Origin of the sequence: Longispora sp. NPDC051575 (genome assembly GCF_040681875.1) — a bacterium.
Taxonomy (GTDB): domain Bacteria; phylum Actinomycetota; class Actinomycetes; order Mycobacteriales; family Micromonosporaceae; genus Longispora.
Genome location: NZ_JBFAZP010000006.1, coordinates 18,505 through 39,666 on the forward strand (window position 1 = coordinate 18,505; position 21,162 = coordinate 39,666).

At 72.1% G+C, this 21,162-nt stretch carries 19 protein-coding genes and 1 riboswitch; of the genes, 9 read left to right on the top strand and 10 right to left on the bottom strand.

Annotated features, from left to right (window positions below; all coding sequences use genetic code 11):
- Positions 1–35: 35 nt before the first annotated feature.
- The 6 genes from AB0M43_RS17665 to metH form a co-directional block, all read right to left on the bottom strand.
- Positions 36–824 (bottom strand): hypothetical protein, encoded by a 789-nt coding sequence (locus tag AB0M43_RS17665; RefSeq protein WP_363725828.1) that lies wholly within the window; start codon positions 822–824, stop codon positions 36–38.
- A gap of 145 nt (positions 825–969) precedes the next feature.
- On the bottom strand, positions 970–1,095 hold the full coding sequence (locus AB0M43_RS17670) for a hypothetical protein (protein ID WP_363725830.1): 126 nt from the start codon (positions 1,093–1,095) through the stop codon (positions 970–972).
- The gene (locus AB0M43_RS17675) at positions 1,092–1,217 is read right to left on the bottom strand and encodes a hypothetical protein (protein WP_363725832.1); all 126 of its coding nucleotides are present in this window, start codon (positions 1,215–1,217) and stop codon (positions 1,092–1,094) included. The genes AB0M43_RS17670 and AB0M43_RS17675 overlap by 4 nt, the downstream gene beginning before the upstream one ends.
- Positions 1,218–1,311: 94 nt before the next feature.
- A complete protein-coding gene (locus AB0M43_RS17680) occupies positions 1,312–2,346 on the bottom strand; it encodes a magnesium transporter CorA family protein (protein WP_363725834.1) in 1,035 nt (344 codons plus the stop codon).
- Between the two features lie 14 nt (positions 2,347–2,360).
- The gene (locus tag AB0M43_RS17685; protein WP_363725836.1) at positions 2,361–2,870 is read right to left on the bottom strand and encodes a flavodoxin domain-containing protein; all 510 of its coding nucleotides are present in this window, start codon (positions 2,868–2,870) and stop codon (positions 2,361–2,363) included.
- Between the two features lie 630 nt (positions 2,871–3,500).
- On the bottom strand, positions 3,501–7,034 hold the full coding sequence (gene metH, locus AB0M43_RS17690; RefSeq protein ID WP_363725838.1) for a methionine synthase: 3,534 nt from the start codon (positions 7,032–7,034) through the stop codon (positions 3,501–3,503).
- An 85-nt stretch (positions 7,035–7,119) separates the two neighbouring features.
- Here metH and AB0M43_RS17695 point away from each other — a divergent pair, with 85 nt between their 5' ends.
- The gene (locus AB0M43_RS17695) at positions 7,120–7,974 is read left to right on the top strand and encodes a PAC2 family protein (protein WP_363725840.1); all 855 of its coding nucleotides are present in this window, start codon (positions 7,120–7,122) and stop codon (positions 7,972–7,974) included.
- Between the two features lie 121 nt (positions 7,975–8,095).
- Here the strand turns inward: AB0M43_RS17695 and AB0M43_RS17700 are convergent, their stop codons facing one another.
- Positions 8,096–9,067 (bottom strand): glutaminase, encoded by a 972-nt coding sequence (locus AB0M43_RS17700; protein ID WP_363725842.1) that lies wholly within the window; start codon positions 9,065–9,067, stop codon positions 8,096–8,098.
- Positions 9,068–9,459: 392 nt separating this feature from the next.
- Here AB0M43_RS17700 and AB0M43_RS17705 point away from each other — a divergent pair, with 392 nt between their 5' ends.
- From AB0M43_RS17705 to AB0M43_RS17720, 4 genes are all read left to right on the top strand, one after another.
- Complete coding sequence (locus AB0M43_RS17705) at positions 9,460–10,251, top strand: GntR family transcriptional regulator (RefSeq protein ID WP_363725844.1); 792 nt, start codon at positions 9,460–9,462, stop codon at positions 10,249–10,251.
- Between the two features lie 390 nt (positions 10,252–10,641).
- Complete coding sequence (locus AB0M43_RS17710) at positions 10,642–11,877, top strand: MFS transporter (RefSeq protein WP_363725846.1); 1,236 nt, start codon at positions 10,642–10,644, stop codon at positions 11,875–11,877.
- A 32-nt stretch (positions 11,878–11,909) separates the two neighbouring features.
- A riboswitch (cobalamin riboswitch) is annotated at positions 11,910–12,108 on the top strand.
- A 31-nt stretch (positions 12,109–12,139) separates the two neighbouring features.
- Positions 12,140–12,376 carry a CbtB-domain containing protein gene (locus AB0M43_RS17715; protein ID WP_363725848.1) on the top strand — a complete coding sequence of 79 codons (237 nt, stop codon included), beginning with the start codon at positions 12,140–12,142 and terminating at the stop codon, positions 12,374–12,376.
- Positions 12,376–13,110 carry a CbtA family protein gene (locus AB0M43_RS17720; protein ID WP_363725850.1) on the top strand — a complete coding sequence of 245 codons (735 nt, stop codon included), beginning with the start codon at positions 12,376–12,378 and terminating at the stop codon, positions 13,108–13,110. The genes AB0M43_RS17715 and AB0M43_RS17720 overlap by 1 nt, the downstream gene beginning before the upstream one ends.
- Before the next feature lie 55 nt (positions 13,111–13,165).
- Here AB0M43_RS17720 and AB0M43_RS17725 read toward each other — a convergent pair whose 3' ends face one another.
- Positions 13,166–14,401 (bottom strand): TDT family transporter, encoded by a 1,236-nt coding sequence (locus AB0M43_RS17725; protein ID WP_363725852.1) that lies wholly within the window; start codon positions 14,399–14,401, stop codon positions 13,166–13,168.
- A 93-nt stretch (positions 14,402–14,494) separates the two neighbouring features.
- Positions 14,495–15,007, bottom strand: a complete 513-nt coding sequence (locus tag AB0M43_RS17730; protein ID WP_363725854.1) for a MarR family transcriptional regulator — start codon at positions 15,005–15,007, stop codon at positions 14,495–14,497.
- 65 nt (positions 15,008–15,072) lie between these two features.
- On the opposite strand from AB0M43_RS17730, the gene AB0M43_RS17735 reads away from it, so the two are divergent.
- The 3 genes from AB0M43_RS17735 (at position 15,073) to valS (ending at position 19,475) form a co-directional block, all read left to right on the top strand.
- Positions 15,073–15,975 (top strand): ABC transporter ATP-binding protein, encoded by a 903-nt coding sequence (locus tag AB0M43_RS17735; protein WP_363725856.1) that lies wholly within the window; start codon positions 15,073–15,075, stop codon positions 15,973–15,975.
- Positions 15,965–16,756, top strand: a complete 792-nt coding sequence (locus AB0M43_RS17740; RefSeq protein ID WP_363725858.1) for an ABC transporter permease subunit — start codon at positions 15,965–15,967, stop codon at positions 16,754–16,756. The genes AB0M43_RS17735 and AB0M43_RS17740 overlap by 11 nt, the downstream gene beginning before the upstream one ends.
- 286 nt (positions 16,757–17,042) lie before the next feature.
- Positions 17,043–19,475, top strand: a complete 2,433-nt coding sequence (gene valS / locus AB0M43_RS17745; protein ID WP_363725860.1) for a valine--tRNA ligase — start codon at positions 17,043–17,045, stop codon at positions 19,473–19,475.
- A gap of 185 nt (positions 19,476–19,660) precedes the next feature.
- Here the strand turns inward: valS and AB0M43_RS17750 are convergent, their stop codons facing one another.
- Complete coding sequence (locus AB0M43_RS17750; RefSeq protein ID WP_363725861.1) at positions 19,661–20,089, bottom strand: MarR family transcriptional regulator; 429 nt, start codon at positions 20,087–20,089, stop codon at positions 19,661–19,663.
- 54 nt (positions 20,090–20,143) lie between these two features.
- Between AB0M43_RS17750 and AB0M43_RS17755 the strand changes: the two genes are divergently transcribed.
- Positions 20,144–21,142, top strand: coding sequence for an NADP-dependent oxidoreductase (locus AB0M43_RS17755; RefSeq protein ID WP_363725863.1), 999 nt, complete (start codon positions 20,144–20,146; stop codon positions 21,140–21,142).
- The last annotated feature ends 20 nt before the right edge of the window (positions 21,143–21,162 follow it).

The following is a 21,162-nucleotide window of genomic DNA, read 5'->3' on the forward strand; positions in this document are numbered from 1 at the left end:
GGTCAGGACGGTGCGCCTGCCATCGGCGACGCCGCCTATCTGCCCGGTGTCCTCTGGCGAGCGGCGCCGAGCATGCGCAGGGCCAGGGTGAGGCTGGCGAGGGTGATCACGGTGATCGGGACGAGGACCGGCCAGACCCGGTGGCCACCGCGAGCCGCGGCGACGAACGGCGTCAGCAGGATCGGCAGGCCCGTGAGCGCCAGGAAGATCAACAGGCCGGGTGCGGTCGCGTGCCCCCAGGCGTTGTCGCGCAGCAGCAGCACTCCGGCGGCCAGAGCGGCCGGCAGGTAGAAGGCCAGGTCCAGGACATGGACCGGGTTCGACGGCAGTTCGAGGTCTCTGGCTCCGGCAGGCACTTCCCCGGTCAGGACCGCCGGAACGATGTCGGCGAGCCACAAACCTGCGAACAGCACAGCGATGATGACCAGGTACCAGCCTGTGGCCGCTCGCCACACCTCGGTGACCGGGATCCGGTCGCGGATCCGGGCGGGCGTCAGGCCGCCGATCAGGGCGAACAGCGACAGGCCCAGGACGGCGATCCACGCCAGGTACAGCGGCCCGACGTGGATGGACAGGGTGTAGATCACGTAGTTGTAGACCGTGAACGCCACCACGCCCAGCCAGGCGAGGTGGGCCGCCCGCGAGCCCCTGAGTGCCAGGAGCGCGAGGATGACCGTGGCGGGGGTGATGACGGCGAGGTTGACGAGGTCCTGGGCGATGGCCTGCTCGACGAACGCCGCGGCCTCCCGGCCGTAGACGCTTCCGATGTTGAGGAGTCCGACGAGGCTGCCCGCGGCGGCGAGCACAGCGGCGGCCACCGACATCCACAGCCACGGTCGAGCACGACCACCCGGTGGTACCCGCTCCGCCCCGACCGGTACGCGCCCGGGGGTCACGATGTCCACTCACTCGCGACCGCACGGGCTCGCCGGCTTCGTGGTGTCCGGGTCCGGCCGCCGGCGGGATTCATCAGTGCCCCGAGGCCGCGACGGCGCGGCGCCTGAGCAGGGCCGGAACGGGCTGGGCCCGGTGGAGCAGCCGGTCAGGGATCCCCCGGACCCACATCGCGGTCAGCAGCGGCGTGCGGACGGTCATGAGGTCCAGTTCCCACACCGCCCGGAACGTCGCCGCCGGGCGGCGTCGACCACGAGCTGCTCGGTGCGCACGACGTCGTACCCCGGAAGCTGTTCTTCAATGATCATCTTTCTCGTGGGCATGGGTTGCGCACCTCCGACCTCATTCGATTCCATCCGCCCCCGGGCGACCAGTGCCGAAGGTCCCGCCTCGGCCGTGCCGTTCCAGCTGTCGCGTTCAGAGCCAGTCCCGGCGCTTGAAGGCGAGGTACAGCAGTCCGGACACCACGGCGATCAGGGCCGTGGAGGTCCACACGCCCCAGCCGGTACCGTGTCCGGGATAGGGCAGGTTCTGGCCGTAGAAGCCGGTGATCGCGGTGGGCACGGCGATGATCGCGGCCCAGCTGGTCACCTTCTTCATGATGAGGTTCATGCGGTTGGCCTGGACGGTCAGGTTCGTCTCGACCGTGGTGGCGACCAGGTCGCGCAACGACTCGGTCCACTCGGTGACGCGTAGGACATGGTCGTAGACGTCCTGGAAGTACGGGACCATGGCCTCGTCGATGGTGTGCAGATCCCTGCGCAGCAGGGTGTTGAGGACCTCGCGCATCGGCAGGACGACCCGGCGGAGCACAACGAGGTTCTTGCGCAGCTGGAACGACCGGCGGTGCACCTGTTCGATCTGGGCGCGCCGCTCGTCGAAGAGCAGGTCCTCCAACTGCTCGATGCCCTCGTCGAGCTGCGAGACGGCGTCGAAGTGCCCGTCCACGAGCAGGTCGAGCAGGCCGTGGAGCAGGAACGCGACCCCATGGACCGCGAGGTCGGGTGAGGCGTCCCACCGGGCGAGCAGCGGCCCGAGGTCGAACTGGTCGTCCTTGCGGACCGTGATCAACGCCTGGCCGGTGATGAACACCGCGACCTCCCCCACGTCGAGCCGGACACCCTTCGGGTCGAGGTGCACGGCGTAGGCGCTGAGGAACAGGTGCGTGGGGTACCGGTCGATCTTGGGCCGTTGGGCCTCGTCGAGGGCGTCCTCTACGGCCAACTCGTGCAGCCCGAACTCCTTGTCGAGCATCGCGAAGTCAGCCGGGGTCGGCCGGCACAGGTCCAACCACACCACCGACGCCGGGTCCGCCAGGTGTCCGGTGATGTCGGCGACCGGAAAGTTCTCCGACAGGCAGACTCCTTCGCGGTACAACCGGGTACGTGCCCGCGGACAGTCCTCGGGACGGCGGTACGGGACGGCGGAGGCCGCCGGTGGCTCCATGGTCATGAGCCTCCCGCCGACTAGCGGACCGCGTCGACGTCAGGACGCGCGGCCTCGGCGGCGATGCCGTAGGCGAACGCCGTCACCTGGGCGCGGTTGCGGAAGTCGCCAGCCATCGTCCTGGCCATCCGGCGAGCCAGGAACCCGGTGGTGTCCGGCGCCAGCCGGCCACCGAACGTGCTGTGCCCCCGAGCCGAGATCCGTTCGGCGATCCGCGCGACCTGGGGCACCGGCGCGATCACCGCGCCCTCGGCCGAGCGGTCCAACGGGCCGGTACTGAACAGCCACACCGGCCTGGCCAGCAACGCCGTGCGGTGCCGGCGGGCGAAACGGCGCGCCTGGCGCTGCCAGCGGTGCGCGTAGAGCGCGCCACCCAGCACCACCAGGTCGTAGTGGGAGACGTCCTCGACCGTGGCGGCGTCGGACACGTCGACCCGTATGCCGCGCTCGCGTAGCGTTTCACCGATCCAGTCGGCGATGTCGGCGGTGGATCCGTGGCTGGAACCGTAGGCAACCAGCGCGTAGGTCATGTCGGCACCTCTTTCCTGTCGTCCTGAGCCTGGTTTGCGCCACCCGGCGAGCCCGGGGCCAACAGGCCCCTCATGGCGCCCTCCCCGGACGTCGTTCACCGGCTTCCACCGGACAGAACCGGCCGACGCGGGAGGGCGGGTGGCGGGTACTCCGTTCGTCTCGCTTCCCGGTCCCAGCCTGCGCCCCCTGCGCCGACACCGGCAGTGCCCAGTGACCCGTCGACGAGGGTCCACTCCGCCCGCGACAACGGGGTCTTTCGGCCCTGTTCCCCGGTGTCGGAGCCGGTGTTTCCGGGGGTGCGCCCGCCGACGGTGAACCCGGGCCATGATCTGGGGGTGTCGCTGGGCCGGTGGCATCGGTAGAACGCCGATAGGGCCAGGACCACCGGCTGGGCTGGTAGGCCTGTCGCAACGTGGATGCCGGCGACTGGTGCCCGCACCGGTCAGCGACGACTCCCTCTCGGGAGTGCTCGTGGTGACCTCAACGAGGCCAGGTCCCCACAGACGCCAACCCACACATGAACATTGACATACCGCGATGGACTTGTCGGCGAACAACGTTCGCAACAAGCCTACTAGGACCCCGGGGCGGCCCGGCGAACTATCAAAAGGCGGCCTGACCAGACACGGCTACTTGGCGTTGAAGTAGTTCGCCTCCGGGTGGAACGTGATCAACGCGTCGGTCGACTGCTCCGGCACCAGCTGGAACTCCTCCGACAACTCGACCCCGATCCGATCCGCCCCCAACAGCTCCACGACCTTCGCCCGGTCCTCCAGATCGGGACACGCCGGATACCCGAACGCGTACCGGCAGCCCTGGTAGTCCACGTTGAACAGCCCGTCCAGCGACGCCGGGTCGGCCTCCACCACGGAACCGCCGCCGGGCAGGGTCACCTCGGAGCGGATCCGGCGGTGCCAGTACTCGGCGAGGGACTCGGTGAGCTGCACGGACAGGCCGTGGACCTCGAGGTAGTCGCGGTAGGCGTTGGCGGCGAAGAGCTTGTTGGCGTACTCGCTGACCGGGTTGCCCACGGTCACCAGCTGCATGGCCACGACGTCCAGCTCGCCGGAGCCGCGCGGCCGGTAGAAGTCGGCGAGGCACAGGCGGCGGTCGCGGCGCTGGCGGGGGAAGGTGAAGCGGGCCCGTTCGCTGTGGCCGTTCTCGTCGAGGACGACGAGGGTGTTGTCCTCGGAGTACGCCGGGAAGTAGCCGTAGACGACCGCGGACTCGAGGACCTGGTCGGCGGTGAGCCGGTCCAGCCAGTACCGCAGCCGGGGTCGGCCCTCGGTTTCGACCAGCTCCTCGTAGGACGGGCCCTCGCCGCCGCGCGCGGCCTTGAGGCCCCACTGGCCGAGGAAGGTGGCCCGCTCGTCGAGCAGCGCGGCGTAGTCGGCCAGCGGGATGCCCTTGATGACCCGGGAGCCGAAGAACGGCGGGGTGACGACCGGGGAGTCGACGGCCACGTCGGAGCGGGTGGTGTCGTCGAGTGCCGGCTCGGCCTCGCGGACGATGGCGCGGTGCCGTTCGCGGCGGGCCTTGCGCTCGGCCGTCTTGGCGAGCTGTTCGGCGGTGAGGACGGGGGCGCCGCCGCGCTTGGCGGTCATGACGCGGTCCATCAGGGACAGGCCCTCGAAGGCGTCGCGGGCGTAGTAGACCTCGCCGCCGTCGTACATGTCGCGGAGGTCGTCCTCGACGAACGACCTGGTCAGGGCCGCGCCGCCGAGCATGACGGGCCAGCGGGAGGCCATGCCGCGCTGGAGCATCTCGGCCAGGTTGTCCTTCATGATGACGGTGCTCTTGACGAGCAGGCCGGACATGCCGATGCAGTCGGCGTTGTGCTCGGCGGCGGCGTCGAGGATCGCGTTGATCGGCTGCTTGATGCCGATGTTGACGACCGTGTAGCCGTTGTTGGACAGGATGATGTCGACCAGGTTCTTGCCGATGTCGTGCACGTCGCCCTTGACCGTGGCCAGCACGATGGTGCCCTTGTCGGTGGTGTCGGCCTTGTCCATGTGCGGTTCGAGGTACGCGACGGCGGTCTTCATGACCTCGGCGGACTGGAGCACGAACGGCAGCTGCATCTGGCCGGAGCCGAACAGGTCGCCGACCGTCTTCATGCCCTCCAGCAGCGTGTCGTTGATGATCGTGATCGCGGTGCGGGTCCGCAGGGCCGCGTCCAGGTCGGCCTCCAGGCCGTTGCGTTCGCCGTCGATGATCCGGCGCTGGAGGCGCTCGTCGAGCGGGAGGGCGGCCAGTTCCTCGGCGCGCGAGGCCCGGGCGGAGGCGGCGTCGACCCCGTCGAACAGGTCGAGGAGCTTGGACAGCGGGTCGTAGTCGACGCTGCCGTCGGCGTGGTACGTCCGCTTGTCGTAGACCAGGTCGAGGGCGACGGAGCGCTGCTCGTCGGGGATCTTCGACATGGGCAGGATCTTGCTGGCGTGCACGATGGCGCTGGTCAGGCCGGCCTCGACGCACTCGTGCAGGAACACCGAGTTGAGCACCTGGCGGGCGGCCGGGTTCAGGCCGAAGGACACGTTCGACAGGCCGAGGGTGAAGTTGATCCCCGGGTACAGCGCCGTGATCCGCCGGATCGCCTCGATCGTCTCGATCGCGTCGCGCCGGGTCTCCTCCTGGCCGGTGGACACGGGGAACACCAGGCAGTCGACCATGATGTCCTGGATCCGCATCCCCCACTTGCCGGTCAGGTCCTCGATCAGGCGGGTGGCGACCCGGACCTTCCACTCGGCGGTCCGGGCCTGGCCCTCCTCGTCGATGGTCAGCGCCACGACGGCGGCCCCGTGCTCCTTGACCAGGTGCATCATCCGGGTGTACCGCGACTCCGGCCCCTCGCCGTCCTCGTAGTTGACCGAGTTGACGATGCACCGGCCGCCCAGCCGTTCGAGGCCCGCCTCGATCACCGGCGGCTCGGTGGAGTCCAGCATGATCGGCAGGGTGGAGGCGGTGGCGAACCGGCCGGCGAGTTCGCCCATGTCCCCGGCGCCGTCGCGGCCCACGTAGTCGACGTTCAGGTCGAGCATGTGCGAGCCGGACCGGATCTGGTCGCGGGCGGTCTCGACGCACTTCTGCCAGTCCCCGGCGAGCATGGCCTCGCGGAACGCCTTCGAGCCGTTGGCGTTGGTGCGCTCGCCGACCATCAGGACGCCGGCGTCCTGGACGAACGGCACGTGGTGGTACACCGACGACACGCCCGCGTCGATGACCGGGGTGCGCGCGGCGGGCGTGAGGCCCCGGACCGCGTCGGCCGTCTGCCGGATGTGCTCGGGGGTGGTGCCGCAGCAGCCGCCGACCAGGCCCACGCCGTACTCCACGACGAAGCGCTTGAGGGCCTCGGCCAGCTCGGCCGGCCCGAGCGGGTAGACGGCGCCGCGCGGGCCCAGCTCCGGCAGGCCGGCGTTCGGCATGACCGACAGGCCGACCGTGGCGTGCTGGGACAGGTAGCGCAGGTGCTCGCTCATCTCGGCGGGGCCGGTGGCGCAGTTCAGCCCGATGTAGTCGATCCCGAGGGGCTCCAGGGCGGTCAGTGCGGCGCCGATCTCGGACCCGATCAGCATCGTGCCCGTGGTCTCGACCGTCACGTGACAGATCAGGGCGACCCGCTGGCCGGTGGCGGCCATGGCCCGCTTCGCGCCGACGATCGCGGCCTTGGTCTGGAGCAGGTCCTGGCAGGTCTCCACCAGGATGCCGTCGACGCCGCCGTGGATCAGGCCCTCGCAGCACTGCTGGTAGTAGTCGCGGAGCAGCGCGTACGGGGCGTGCCCGAGGGTCGGCAGCTTCGTACCGGGGCCGACCGAGCCGAGCACGTAGCGCGGCTGCTCGGGGGTCGACCAGTGGTCGGCGGACTGCCGCGCGATCCGGGCGCCGGACTCCGCCAGCTCGTACGACCTGTCGACAATGCCGTATTCGCCGAGATTGCCATAGTTCGCACCGAAGGTATTTGTCTCGACGCAGTCGGCGCCGGCCGCGAAGTACGCGTCGTGGATCTCGCGGACCACCTCGGGCCGGGTGACGTTCAGGATCTCGTTACAGCCCTCGTGACCCTGGAAATCCTCCAGCGGGAGGTCGTATTCCTGCAGCATGGTGCCCATGGCGCCGTCGCAGACCAGGACCCGCGAACCCAGTGCCGAGAGAAGTGAGTCAGTCACCTGTCCAGGTTAGTGGAGCGGAATAGTTCGGCGCCTCACGGACCTGCGTGACTTCGAGCCCACCCGGGCGACGTAGTCTGACCAGGTGACCGAATTCGACGGCCTGCCGGTGCTCCGCTCGCCCATCGCCATCGCCGCCTTCGAGGGGTGGAACGACGCGGCGGATTCCGCGACCGCGGCCATCGAACACCTCGACGCCGTGTGGGACGCGCGACCCATCGCGGCCGTGGACCCCGACGACTACTACGACTTCCAGGTCACCCGGCCCGTCATCTCCCTCGTCGAGGGCGAGGCCCGGCGGATCGACTGGCCGACCACCCAGTTCCTGGTGGCCACGCCGCCGGAGCTGGAGCGCGACATCGTGCTGATCCGGGGCATCGAGCCGAACATGCGGTGGAAGGCCTTCTCCGAGGACGTCCTGGAGATGTGCCACAGCCTCGGCGTCGAGCGGATCGTGCTGCTCGGGGCCCTGCTCGCCGACGTGCCGTACACCCGGCCGCTGCCCGTGTCGGGCACGTCCACCAACCCGGCCGAGACCGAGCGCCTGGGCCTGGTCGGCGCCCGCTACGAGGGCCCCACCGGCATCGTCGGCGTCCTGCACGAGGCGGCCACCCGCGCCGAGCTCAACGTCGTGTCCTTCTGGGCGCACGTCCCGCACTACGCCTCCAACCCGCCGTGCCCGAAGGCGACGCTGGCCCTGCTGCACCACATCGAGGAGCTCCTCGACCTGCCCGTGCCCCTGGCCGGGCTGTCGGAGGAGGCCACCGAGTGGGAGCGGCGGATCACGGCCCTGGCCGAGGAGGACAGCGAGCTGGGCGACTACGTCCGGCAGCTGGAGCAGCGCGAGGGTGACGCGGGGCTGCGGCCGCTGTCCGGCGACGAGATCGCCAAGGAGTTCGAGAAGTACCTGCGCCGTCGCGGCGGCCCGACCCAGGCATAACCCCTTCGACGGGTACGGGGAACCGGCGCGCCGCCCACACCGTGGCCCGGCCTGCCGGCGGCGAGCGGGCCTGCCCTTCCGGCCGGGTCGACCGTCCCCGAGCCCTCGGCGGGGGTGCCCGTCAGAACACCGACCACCCGGTCAGCGTCGTGAACGCGTCGAGCGCCGCCAACCCCGCCACGGAGTTCCCGCTCGCGTCGAGCCCCGGCCCCCACACGGCCAGCGCGCACCGGTTCGGCACCACGGCCAGGACCGCCCCGCCGACGCCGCTCTTCGCGGGCAGCCCGACCCGGTAGGCGACCTCGCCGGCCGAGTCGTACGTGCCGCAGGTCAGCATCGTCGCGTTCAGCCGTTTGGCGTCGCTGCGGGACAGCAGGCGCGTCCCGTCGGCGGCCGTACCGTGCCGGGCCAGGAACCGCCCCGCCAGCGCCAGTTCCTCGCACGTCATGACCAGGGAACACTGCCAGGTGTAGTGCTCCAGGACGTCGGCGACCGGGTTCTCCAGGTTGCCGTAGCTGGCGAGCAGGTGCGCGAGGGCGGCGTTGCGGTGCCCGTGCTCGGCCTCCGAGGCGGCCACCTTCAGGTCGAAGTCGATGCTCGGCCCGACGCCGGCCAGCCCCGAGCCGGCCGCCGGGCCCCCGGTACCCGTCGGGTCCGTGCCCGTGGAGCCCTCGGCCCGCAGGAAGTCCCGCACCGCGCCCCGGGCGTCCCCCGTCAACGTCAGCAGCCGGTCGGTCACGACCAGCGCCCCGGCGTTGACGAACGGGTTGCGCGGGATCCCCCGGTCCTGTTCCAGCTGCAACAGCGAGTTGAACGGGTTGCCGGACGGCTCCCGGCTCACCCGCCGCCAGATCTTCTCCCCGTCCTCCCGGAGCACGAGGGCCAGGCTGAACACCTTGGTCACGCTCTGCACGGACAGCGGGACCTGCCAGTCCCCGGTCCCGTACACCGCGCCGTCGACGGTGGCCACCGCCATCCCGAACCGGCCGGGGTCCACGGCGGCGAGCGCCGGGATGTAGTCGGCGACCAGGCCACCGCCGATCTCGCCGGCGACCTGCGCGCGGACCTGCTCCAGGATCTGCGGATACTCCATGTCGGTCATTGTGTCCCCACCGTGGGCGGCGAGGGGACGGGTCGGGACCCGTCCCCTCCTCCCACCCCCCTCAGAGTGGTACTGCGCGCCACCCACCCGTGGCGTACGCCGACCACGGTGTCCCGGTCGGACAGCACACTGCGGAACGTCACCTGACCGACCCCTGACAGCGGAGTGAACGTCCAGCCCACGGGCCGGGACCCGCACCGCCCGCGAGGCCCGGCCCGGCCCGCCGCGGACCTGACGTCCCCGGCGCGGTGGAGGTCACGCCGAGGGTCGGCGGTACGGCCACGCTATGACCCTCGGCCGACCCACCGATAGGGAGAAATCCCTTGCGCCGTGGCATCGGTCACACATCTGTGGCATCCTAGGAACCTGCGAGGGAGGCGCCCGTGTCCGTCAACCCCGGGGCCGCCGAGTGGCCCCACCGCCAGATCGCCGACCAGATCCGTGCCAAGATCCAGCACGGCGACTGGGGCCCCGGCGAGAAGTTGCCGTCCATCCCCGACATCGGCCAGATCTACGGCGTGGCGAAACAGACCGCCCAGCGCGCGATCGACCAGCTCCGGATCGAGGGGCTGCTGATCACCCGGCCGGGCTCGGGCACCTACGTCCGGGGCGTGCGCCGCAAGCTGGCCCGCCTGGCCCGGGGGCGCTACGGCAGCACCCGGGGCTACCACTCCGACCCCAACGGGCACTACCGCCAGCAGGTCACCCTGGTCGGCCGGTCGGCCGCCCCGCACGAGGTGGCCAGCGCGTTCGGGCTGCCCGACGGCGCGGAGCTGCTGGTCCGGCGGTCCCTGGTCACGAGCCAGGACCAGGTCGTGGAGGTCAGCGCGAGCTGGCTGCGGCCGGCCGAGGTCACGGGCAGTCCGCTGGACGGGCTGACGCCGCTGACCCGGCCGCTCTACCAGGAGGTGGAGGAGGCCAGCGGCCGGCGCTACGTCTACGCGACCGACCAGCTCAGCGCCCGGCTGCCCACCCGCGAGGAGGCCGAGACGCTCCAGATCCGGGCCGACACCCCCGTGCTGACCCTGCTGCACACCGCGTTCGACGGCGACCGGCGCACCATCGAGGTCACCCAGTCGACCTGGCCGGGCCCGACGACGCTGCTGACCGACGACTACAAGGTGCCGGGCCCGCGCGCCCAACTCCCGGACGGCCCCGACGTCTTCCTGGCCTGACCCCCAGTTCAACCCCTCCAAACCGCATATGGCTACGAGTGGGGCGGCGACCACCGCGCATCGGCACCTCCCCCACATCTCCGTCCCCGGTCCCCGACCGGGCAGGCGCCCGCGCGCGGACCGGCACAGGTCGGCACCCCGGCGCGGTCCCGCGCGACGGAAGGGCTGTGCCCCGGACCGGCGAGCCCGGGGCATGGTCCGTCCTCACGGCGGGACTCCGGGGCGGACCGGCGCGGGTCAGCACCCGCGGACCCGCCTGTGCCCCGGGGTGGCCCGCGTGGGGCGTGGTGCCGGCGTCGCGGAAGGCGGCGGGGATCCGTACCCAGATGAGGGGGTTGATCTGGGGTTAAACCGGTGGCCCGGCCCAAACGCGCGGACGAGAATCCGGCCATGAGAATTCCGTGGCCCGCCGTCCTGCGTGAGGAGAGGCAGTTCGCGCTGCTGTTCGCGGGGCAGGCCTGGTCCAGCCTGGGTGACCGGGTGACGTTCGTGGCGTTGCCGTTCGCGGTGCTGTCCATCGGTGGCAGCGCGGCCGACGTGGGCTGGGTGATCGCGGCGGCCACGGTGCCGTTCCTGCTGTTCACCCTGGTGGGCGGGGTGTGGGCGGACCGGTTGCCCCGGCACCGGGTGATGCTGGTGTCCGACATCGTGCGGTGCGGGACGCAGGTGGTGGCCGCCGTGCTGCTGTTCACCGGGGACGCGCGGGTGTGGCACCTGGTCGCGCTGATGGGGATCTTCGGCACCGCCGACGCGTTCTTCAGTCCCGCGATGTCCGGGCTCGTGCCGTTGACGGTGTCGCCGGAGCGGTTGCAGGAGGCCAACGCGCTGCGCGGGTTCGTGATGTCGGCCGGGCTGGTGGCGGGGCCGGCGGTCGCGGGTGGGCTGGTGGTGGTGTTCGGGCCGGGCGGCGCACTCGCGGTCGACGCGCTGACGTTCGCGGTGAGCGCGGTGTACCTGGCCCGGTTGCGGCCCCGGGCGGGGACCGTGGAGGAGGCCGGCGACTTCCTGGCCGAGCTGCGCGACGGGTTCCGCGCGGTGCGGACCCGGTCCTGGGTGTGGTCGACCCTGACCGCCGCCGCCGTGTACCACCTGGTCGTCCTGCCCTCGGTCTTCGTTCTGGGCCCGGTGCTCGCCGAGCGGGAACTGGGCGGGGCGAAGGGCTGGGCGGTGGTGGTGGCCGCGTTCGGGGTCGGGTCGATCGTGGGCGACGTGATCGCGATGCGCTGGCGGCCGGCGCGTCCGCTGCTGGTGGCCGCCGCCGCGCTGACCGTCGCGTCGTGCCAGGCGCTGATCATCGGCGGGGCCGGGTCGCTGGCGGTGATCGCGGTGCTGGAGGGCGTGACCGGGGTGGCGGTGGCGTTGTTCTTCACGCTGTGGGAGACGGCGTTGCAGACCCACATTCCGGAGGGGTCGCTGTCGCGGGTGACGTCGTTCGATCTCCTCGTCACCGTGGGATCGATGCCCGTCGGTATGGCGCTGGCCGGTCCGGCGGCCGACGCGTTCGGGCTGCATCCGACGCTGATGGTGATGACGCTGGTCGGGGTGCCGTCGGCGCTCGCGCTGTTCGCCGTGCGGGGCGTGCGGCGGCTCGGGCGGGAGCCGGAAACCGCGCACGTTCGGATGTGATGAACAGCACTACGTTCGGGTTGACTGTGGAGCACTCTGCGTCGATGCTGGGTGCGCACAAATTAACAATGAGGCGACGGTGCGCAGGAACTCCGGTGTGAATCCGGGACGGTCCCGCCACTGTGACCGGGGAGTTCTCCCTCGTACGCGGCCACTGCCCCACGGGCGGGAAGGCCGAGGGGTGACGACGATCCGGGAGTCAGGACACTGACCCGTCGTTCTCCCGATACCGGGGCGGGGACACCCCGGGGAGGAGTACCAGATGGCTTCCTTGACCACTCCCGGTGCCGTCGCCGACACCGGAGCCGCTCTGCGCCCGGTCCGCGACGGCATCATCGTCGCCGTGGCGGTCGTGTTCGCGCTGCTCACGCTGTACGCGGTGTTCATCGACCAGGGCGCGCTGCTCGCCCCGCTGCTCGGCAAGTTGTCCTTCGACAGCAACTTCGTGCACGAGTTCGCCCACGACGCCCGGCACGTCGCCGGCGCCCCCTGCCACTGATGGCCTCCGTACTGTCGCTGCTCGGCCGGGGACTCCTGGCCGGCGGCGCCGCCGGTGTGCTCGCCGGCGGGTTCGCCCGACTGATCGCCGAACCGATCATGGACCGGGCCGTCGACATCGAGTCGGCCCGCTCGGCGGCGGCCGGCGAGGTCGGCGAGGAGGTGTTCACCCGGGGTGAGCAGCACTTCGGCCTCATGGTCGCGATGCTCGCCGTCGGCCTGGCCCTCGGCGCCCTGTTCGGCCTCGTGTACTTCCTGGTGCACCGCTCCGACCTCGACACCGACGTGTGGGGCCGTTCGCTGCGGCTCGCCACGGCCGGCCTGGTCGGCGTCTGGCTGCTGCCGTTCCTGCGCTACCCGGCGAACCCGCCCGGGGTCGGCAACGGCGACACGGTGGACGGTCGGACCGACGCCTGGCTCGCCGCCACGGTGATGGGGCTCGTCGCCGTCGCCGGGGCGCTGCTGCTGCACTCCTGGCTGGTCAGCCGGGGCGCGGCCACGCCCGTCCGGCACCTCGTCGTCGCGGCCGTGCCCGTGCTGGCGCTGGTGCTGATGTTCGTGATCCTGCCGAACAACCCGGACGCGATCGAGGTGCCGCCGAAGCTGCTGTGGGACTTCCGGGTCCTGGCGGCGGGCACGATGGTGATCCTGTGGATCGGGATGGGCGCGGTGCTCGGCCTGACCGGGCTGGTGCGGGCCCGGGCCACGGTTCCGGAGGCTGTCCCCGCCGCCTAGAACGACCTGTGCCTGCGGGCGCGACCCCCGGCAGGGGGTCGCGCCCGCAGGCGTTTCACCGGAGGGCGGTGAGGGTGGCGCCCGGCTCCGTGGTCCGCGACCCGGGCGCGCCCGGCCCGACGGGCTCCAGGCCCGGGAACGGCGATCGGCCGGGGGCGGTCGGACCTGGGGTCTCCGTGCGGAACAGGGAGTACACGGTGCGGGTCGCGACCGTCGCCCAGGCCGCCACCAGCGCCACGAACAGCGCCACGGCCAGCACCGCGAACGCGGGGGAACCGGTCCGGTGCGCCAGTCCGGTCGCGGCCGTCACGCACGTCCCCACCGGGAACGTGAAGCTCCACCACGTCATCGTGAACGGGAGTCCGGCCCGGGCCGCGCGCGCCGTGAGCAGGCCGGCGAGCACGATCCAGAGCAGGGCGAAGCCGAAGACGGGTACGCCGTAGACCAGGCCGAAGAACTCCAGCGCGCGTGCCGTCGGGCCGGCCACGGCGGTGTGCGCGGCGTCACCCAGCAGGTTCGCGGCGGTCACGGACTGGCCGAGCGGGCCGAGCACGATCCACAGGGTCGGGACGGCAGCGGCGGCCAGCGGCTCCCGGACCAGCCGGGCCCAGACCTGCGGCAGGATCGCGAGCGTGGCGACGAGGCTGACCCCGAACAGGGCGTAGCAGGCGAGCAGCAGGTCGAGGCGGGGCTGGCCGGCGGGCAGGTGCGGTACGAGGAGCGCGCCGGTGGACGCGGAGACCATCGGGGCGACGACGGGCAGCAGCCAGGTCGGGGAGGCCGGGGCGGGCCCGGGGCGGCTCATCATCCGGTACGGGACGGCGACGGCGCTGGCCAGGCCCAACAGGGTGCCGAGGGTCCACAGTACGGCGTCGACGGCGACGGCCAGTTCGGTGCCGAGCACGTCGCGGCCGAGGAGGAGCGCGCCCGCGCCGACGGTGAGCAGGGCCATGGGGGGCGCGCCGTGGAACTGGGCGGCGGAGTGGTCGACCGGTCCGCCGACATCGGATCCGGGCCGGCCCCCGTCGGCGGTGGGGTCCGGGGAGGCCACGGCGCGGGAGTGGCCCGCGATGTTCGTCTTCGTCGTGCGGCCGCCCCGGGTGCCGGCGGCCCGGCGGCGCGATCGGAGGTGGGCGGTGGTGACGGCGGCGAGGGCGAGGGCCGCGAGGAACCAGACGGCGACGGCGGCCGGGCGCAGGGCCGGGGCCGCGTACGGGAGGGTGGCCGCCGAGGTGGCGACGATGCCGGTGCCCATCACGGACGCGAACCAGTTCGGGCCGAAGTTCCTCATGCACCCAGTCTCGGCCGCGTTTCCGCAGGTCGGTAGGCATCGGTTCCCTACCGGGCCATAGGGAAGTCCTATGGGCGGGCGGCGCGCGCGAGGTCAGCTCCCGGCGCGGCCCCGGGCCTCGTACTCGCGCCAGCGGTCGAGCATCCGCTCCGTCTCCTGGAGCATGTACGCGTAGAAGTTGCGCATCTCCGCCAGGCGCTCGCCGGCCGGGCTGTCGATGCCGGCGGCCGCGATCCCCTCGTCGGCGGCCTGCCGCATCACGTCGAGCACGTTGTTCTTGCTGGTCAGCAGAGTGGCCCAGGCGTCGGTCTGGAACCGGAAGTGGTCGCGGCGGCTGCCGGGGGCGGGCACCCGCTGGATCAGGCCGACGGTGATCAGGGTCTTGATCGCCCCGGACACCGCGCCGGCGCTGACGTCGAGCTGGTCGGCGATCTCCCCGGCGGTCACGGTCTCCCGCTCGGCGAACAGGACGGCGCAGAAGACCCGGGCGGCCATGCGTTGCATGCCGTTCTCGACGAAGACGAGGGCGAGCCGTTCGGCGGCGTCGTGCAGCGCGGTCGCGGGGCGGCGGGTCTCGGCGTCGGCTGGCCGGCGGGTCTCGGTCATGACCCCAGCCTCCCACATCATTCGGAAGCTTTACAAGTTTGTGAAACTTCAGTAGTGTCCGAGTTATGGAAACGGTGATCCAGCTCGACGGGCTGGCCAAGACCTACGGACGCCGCCGGGGGCTCACGGAGCTCACCCTCGACGTACAACGTGGCGAAATATTTGGATATCTCGGGCCGAACGGCGCCGGGAAGTCCACCACCATCCGGCTCCTCCTCGACCTGATCCGGCCCACCGGCGGCACCGCCCGAGTGCTGGGCCTCGACCCCCGGGCCGACGCGGTCGCCCTGCACCGCCGCCTCGGCTACCTCGCGGGCGACTTCGTGGTCGACGGCCGGCAGACCGTCCGGGAGTGCCTGGCGTTCCTCGCGGCCCTGCGCGGCGACGGCGCGGCCGCCCGGATCCCGGCGCTCGCCGACCGGCTCGACCTCGACCTCACCGCGCGGATCCACAGCCTGTCCAAGGGCAACCGGCAGAAGGTCGGGCTGGTGCAGGCGTTCATGCACGCCCCCGAGCTGCTGATCCTCGACGAGCCGACGTCCGGGCTGGACCCGCTCGTGCAGCGCACGTTCCTGGAGCTGGTCACCGAGGCCCGGGACAACGGGCAGACCGTGTTCATGTCCTCGCACATCATGAGCGAGGTGCAGGCCGTCGCGGACCGGGTCGGCATCCTGCGCGAGGGCCGACTGGTCGCCCTCGACCGGGTGGAGAACATGCGCGAACGCGCCGTGCGCAAGGTGACCCTGACGTTCGACGCGCCGGTGGACCCGGCCGAGTTCGACCTGCCCGGGGTCACCGACCTGGCCGCCGACGGCAACGTGCTGACCTGCCGGGTCGCCGGCAGCCCGGACGCGCTGGTCAAGGCCGCCGCCCGGCACACCGTCACCGGGCTGCTCAGCGAGGAGCCCGACCTGGAGGAGCTGTTCCTCACCTACTACCAGCACGAGGGGGCCGGCCATGTCGCGTAACGTCTTCACCAAGACCCTGTGGGACGCCCGGCGCTCCCTGCTCGGCTGGTCGGTGGGCACCACGCTGGTCGCCCTGATGTACGCGAGCTTCTTCCCCTCCATGTCCGGCGGCGCGATGGCCGACGCGCTGAAGAACCTCCCGGACGCGTTGAAGGAGGGCTTCCACCTCGACGACCTGGGCTCCGCCGCCGGGTACCTGGGGGCGAACACCTTCGGCATCGTCGTACCCCTCCTCGTGTTGTTCTACGGCGCGTCCACCGGCGCGCGGGCCGTCGCCGGGGACGAGGAGTCCGGCCAGCTCGACCTGCTGCTGGCGCACCCGTTGAGCCGCACGAGCCTGGTGCTGCAACGGTTCGGGGCGCTGGTCGCCGGGTCGACCGGGATCGCGGTGCTGGTGTTCGTCGGGCTGGTCGCGATCCGGGGCGCGGCGGAGCTCGGGTCGGTGTCGGTGACCAACCTGGCCGCGCAGTGCCTGAACCTGGCCCTGCTGGGCATCCTGTTCGGGGCGCTGGCGCTGTGCGCGGGGAGCGTCGTGGGGCGGCGCGGGCTGGTGTTCGCGACCACGGCCGCCGTCGGGGTGCTCACCTACGCGGCGAACAGCTTCGGGGCACAGCTCGGCCTGGGCTGGACCCGCAACGTGTCCCCGTTCCACTACTACCTGGGCGGGTCGCCGCTGAAGAACGGGTTCCAGTGGGGCGACGCCGGGATCCTGGCCGCCGCCTCCCTGGTCCTGGTCGGGATCGGGCTGTGGGCGTTCAACCGGCGCGACATCAACACGTGAGGGGCTGAGGCGCGAGCCTCGAAGACGTGGTGCCCGCCGGGTATGATGGCGGGCACCACCGTGTGGATCTCGCCTGAGGGAGGACCGATGACCGTCTCGACGTCACGTCACCGTTCCCTGGGCACGCGGCGAGTAGTGGGCGGGTAGCACCCGCTCCCCCAGCTCGTCCTTTTCCCGTTTCCGCGCCCCACGCGTCGCCGCGCACCGGCGCGCCCCGGGTCGTGCCCTCGACCCGGTAGCCCCGGTGCCGCGCGGTACTGGTCGCATGCCCGCGAGAGGTTCCACCATGATCCCCGAGAAGCCGTCCCTCGACGACCTGGACGCGAAGTGGTCCGCCCGGTGGGAGGCCGCCGGCACCTACCGTTTCGACAGGTCGAGGACCCGTTCCGAGGTGTACTCGATCGACACGCCGCCGCCCACCGTGAGCGGCACCCTGCACGTGGGCCACGTGTTCAGCTACACCCACACCGACATCATCGCCCGGTACCAGCGGATGCGCGGCCTGGAGGTGTTCTACCCGATCGGCTGGGACGACAACGGCCTGCCGACGGAGCGCCGCGCCCAGAACCACTACGGGGTGCGCTGCGACCCGTCGCTGCCCTACGACCCGGCGTTCACGCCGCCCGCCGTGCCGCCGAAGCGTCCGGTGGCCGTGTCCCGGCGGAACTTCATCGAACTGTGCGAGGAGATCACGGCCGCCGACGAGCGCGCGTACGAGGAGCTGTGGCGGCGGCTGGGGCTGTCGGTGGACTGGACGCTGCTGTACACGACGATCGGGGCGCGGGCCCGGCGGGTGGCGCAGCGCGCGTTCCTGCGGGCCCTGGCGGCCGGGGAGGCGTACCAGGCGGAGGCGCCCACCGCGTGGGACACCGACCTGCGGACGGCCGTGGCGCAGGCGGAGCAGGTGGACCGGGAGGTGCCCGGGGCGTACCACACGCTGCGGTTCGGGGCCGGCGTCACCGTGGAGACGACCCGGCCGGAGCTGCTGCCGGCGTGCGTGGCTCTGGTGGCGCACCCTTCCGATGAGCGCTACCAGGCCCTTTTCGGCACCCAGGTGGAGATCCCGTTGTTCGGCCGGGCGGTGACCGTGCACCCGCACGAGTTGGCCGACCCGGAGAAGGGCACCGGGATCGCGATGGTGTGCACGTTCGGCGACGCCACCGACGTGATCTGGTGGCGGGAGCTGAAACTGCCGACCCGGGTGCTGATCGGGCGGGACGGGCGGTTCGGCGCGCCGTTCGAGGGGCTGACCGTGAAGCAGGCCCGGACCCGGGTGGTGGAGCTGCTCCGGGAGTCCGGGGACCTGCTCGGGGAGCCGCGCGCGATCACCCACCCGGTGCGGTACTACGAGAACGGCGAGCGTCCACTGGAGATCGTGAGCAGCCGGCAGTGGTTCTACCGGACGTTGGCGCACGCCGACTGGCTGGCGGAGCGGGGTCGGGAGCTGGAGTGGCACCCGGCGCACATGCGGGTGCGCTACGACCACTGGGTGGCCGGGCTGAACTCCGACTGGCTGATCAGCCGGCAGCGGCACTTCGGGGTGCCGTTCCCGGTGTGGTACCCGCTCGGCGCCGACGGGCTGCCCGACCACGCCCGGCCGATGGTGCCGCCCGAGGCGGAGCTGCCCGTGGACCCGGCGACGGACTGCCCGCCCGGGTTCACCGAGGCCGACCGGGGGGTGCGGTTCGTGGCCGACCCGGACGTGATGGACACGTGGGCCACGTCGTCGCTGACGCCTCGGATCGCGTGCGGCTGGGGGGACGACGAGGACCTGTTCGCGCGGACGTACCCGATGGACCTGCGCGCCCAGGCACACGAGATCATCCGGACCTGGCTGTTCACGTCGGTGCTGCGCGACCCGGAGCGGTTGCCGTGGCGGCACGCGGCGATCTCCGGCTGGATCCTGGACACCAAGCGGAAGAAGATGGGCAAGTCGGCGGGCAACGCGCTCGAACCGCTGGAGTTGCTGGCGGAGTTCGGGCCGGACGGGGCGCGGTACTGGGCGGCGCAGGGCCGGCTCGGGGTGGACACCCAGTTCGACCCGGCGCAGATGAAGGTGGGGCGGCGGCTGGCGACGAAGCTGCTGAACGTGGGGCGGTTCGTGCTGTCGCTGCCCGGGGGCGACTCGGGGGCCACGGCGACGCTGGACCGGGCGTTGCTGGCGCGGCTGGCCGACACGGTGGCCGAGTGCACGGCCGCGTTGGAGTCCTACGAGCACACCCGGGCGTTGAACGCGGCCGAGGCGTTCCTGTGGACGTTCTGCGACGACTACCTGGAACTGGTGAAGGAGCGGGCGTACTCGGGGGACGCGTCGGCGGTGGGGACGCTGCGGGCCGGGTTGGACGGGGTGTCGCGGTTGTTGGCGCCGTTCGTGCCGTTCGCCACGGAGGAGGTGTGGTCGTGGTGGCGGGAGGGGTCCGTGCATCGGGCGACCTGGCCGGGTGGGCTGTGGGGGGCCGGGGCCGGAGGCTCCGGCGGGGGCCGTGCGTTGGAGAGGGGCTCCGAGGGGGACGCCGGGCTCGTGGTGGCGGCGGAGCTGATCGCGGCGGTGCGCAAGGCGAAGTCGACGGCGCGGGTGTCGATGCGGGCGCCGGTGGCGGAGCTGGTGCTGACCGGGATGGAGCTGGCGGAGGATCTGGTGGCGGATGTGGTGGCTGCGGGGAAGGTGGAGCGGGTGACGTTCCTGCCGGGGGCTGCGGGGGTGGAGGTGCGGCTGTAGGCGCCGCCCGGACGGGGGCGTCGTCGGGATGACCGGCGACGGCCTCTCGGGGGTGGGCGGAGCGCCCCCGTCGGGGGCGCGGGGCCGGCATGCCCGGTGGGGCGGGGCGGGTGCGGAGCGCCCGCCGGGGTGTGGCGGGGCAGGGACGGCCGATGCGTGCCGGGGGCTCCGGTACCCGTAGCCGGCTAGGGGTTTCGGATCTTTCGCCAGACGCGGATCAGGTCGGCGGTGTCCTGGGCGTCCAGTTTGTCGGTGAAGGAGGGGGCGACGGCGGCGCGGCGGGTGGCGTCGGCGGCGGCGTAGAGGGCGCGGCCGGCGTCGGTGAGGACGACGGTGACGGCGCGGGCGTCGGTGGGACTGGGCCGGCGGTCGATCAGGCCCCGCGCGGCGAGCTCGTCGAGGACCCGGGACAGCCGGCTGCGGGACAGCATGGCGGCCTCCCCCAGGTGGGTGGGGCTGACGGGGCCGGTCTGCTGGTCGAGCCAGAAGAGGGCCTCGAACCAGGACAGCGGCATCGCGTGCGTGGCGGTGAGCGCCTTGTCCACGAGGCAGGTCAGGGCGTTGCCGGCCCAGATCAGCCCGTAGAAGGCCCGGTCTTCCTCCGTATCGAACATCACCCCAGCGTAGATGTATGTGCGTGCGCACGCAACTGTGCTACGGTCGATCACATGCTGAGTCGTGAGATCCACCTTGTGTCCCGTCCGGTCGGCGAGCCGAAGCCCTCGGACTTCGCCCTGGTCACCGCCGAGGTGCCGGAGCCGGGCCCCGGCCAGGTCGTGGTCCGCAACACGTTCATGTCCGTCGACCCGTACATGCGGGGCCGGATGAACGACGTGAAGTCCTACGTCCCGCCGTTCGCGCTGGACGCGGTCATGGACGGCGGCGCGGTCGGCGAGGTCGTCGCGTCCGACTCCCCCGACGTGCCGGTCGGCGCGACGGTGCTGCACGGCCTGGGCTGGCGGGAGTTCGCGCTGGTGGACGCCGCCCGCGTCCGCGTCGTCGACGCCACCCTCGCGCCCGCCTCGGCGTATCTCGGGGTGCTGGGCATGCCGGGCCTCACCGCGTACGCGGGCCTGCTCGCCGTGGCGGAGTTCCAGGCCGGCGAGACCGTGTTCGTGTCCGGCGCGGCCGGCGCGGTCGGCAGCCTGGTCGGCCAGTTCGCCCGACTGCTCGGCGCGGGCCGGGTCGTCGGTTCGGCCGGCGGCCCCGACAAGGCCACCCGCCTGGTCAAGGACTTCGGCTTCGACGCCGCCATCGACTACCGGGCCGGCGACCTGCGCGGGCAGCTGGCCGAGGCCGCCCCGGACGGCATCGACGTGTACTTCGACAATGTCGGCGGCGAGCACCTCGAGGCCGCGATCGGCGCGCTGAACGTGCACGGCCGGGCGGCGCTGTGCGGGGCGATCAGCCAGTACAACGCCACGGAGCCGGTGCCCGGGCCGCGCAACCTGGCCCTCGCGATCGGCAAGCGGCTGACCCTGCGCGGCATGCTGGTCGGCGACCACAACGACCTCGCCCCGCAGTTCGTCCAGCAGGTCGCGGGGTGGCTCGCGAGCGGCGAGGTCACGGCGGAGGAGACCGTCGTGGACGGGATCGGCAACGCCGTCGACGCGTTCCTCGGGATGATGCGGGGCGCCAACACCGGCAAGATGCTGGTCCGGCTGTAACCACCGCGCGGAGGCCGGCC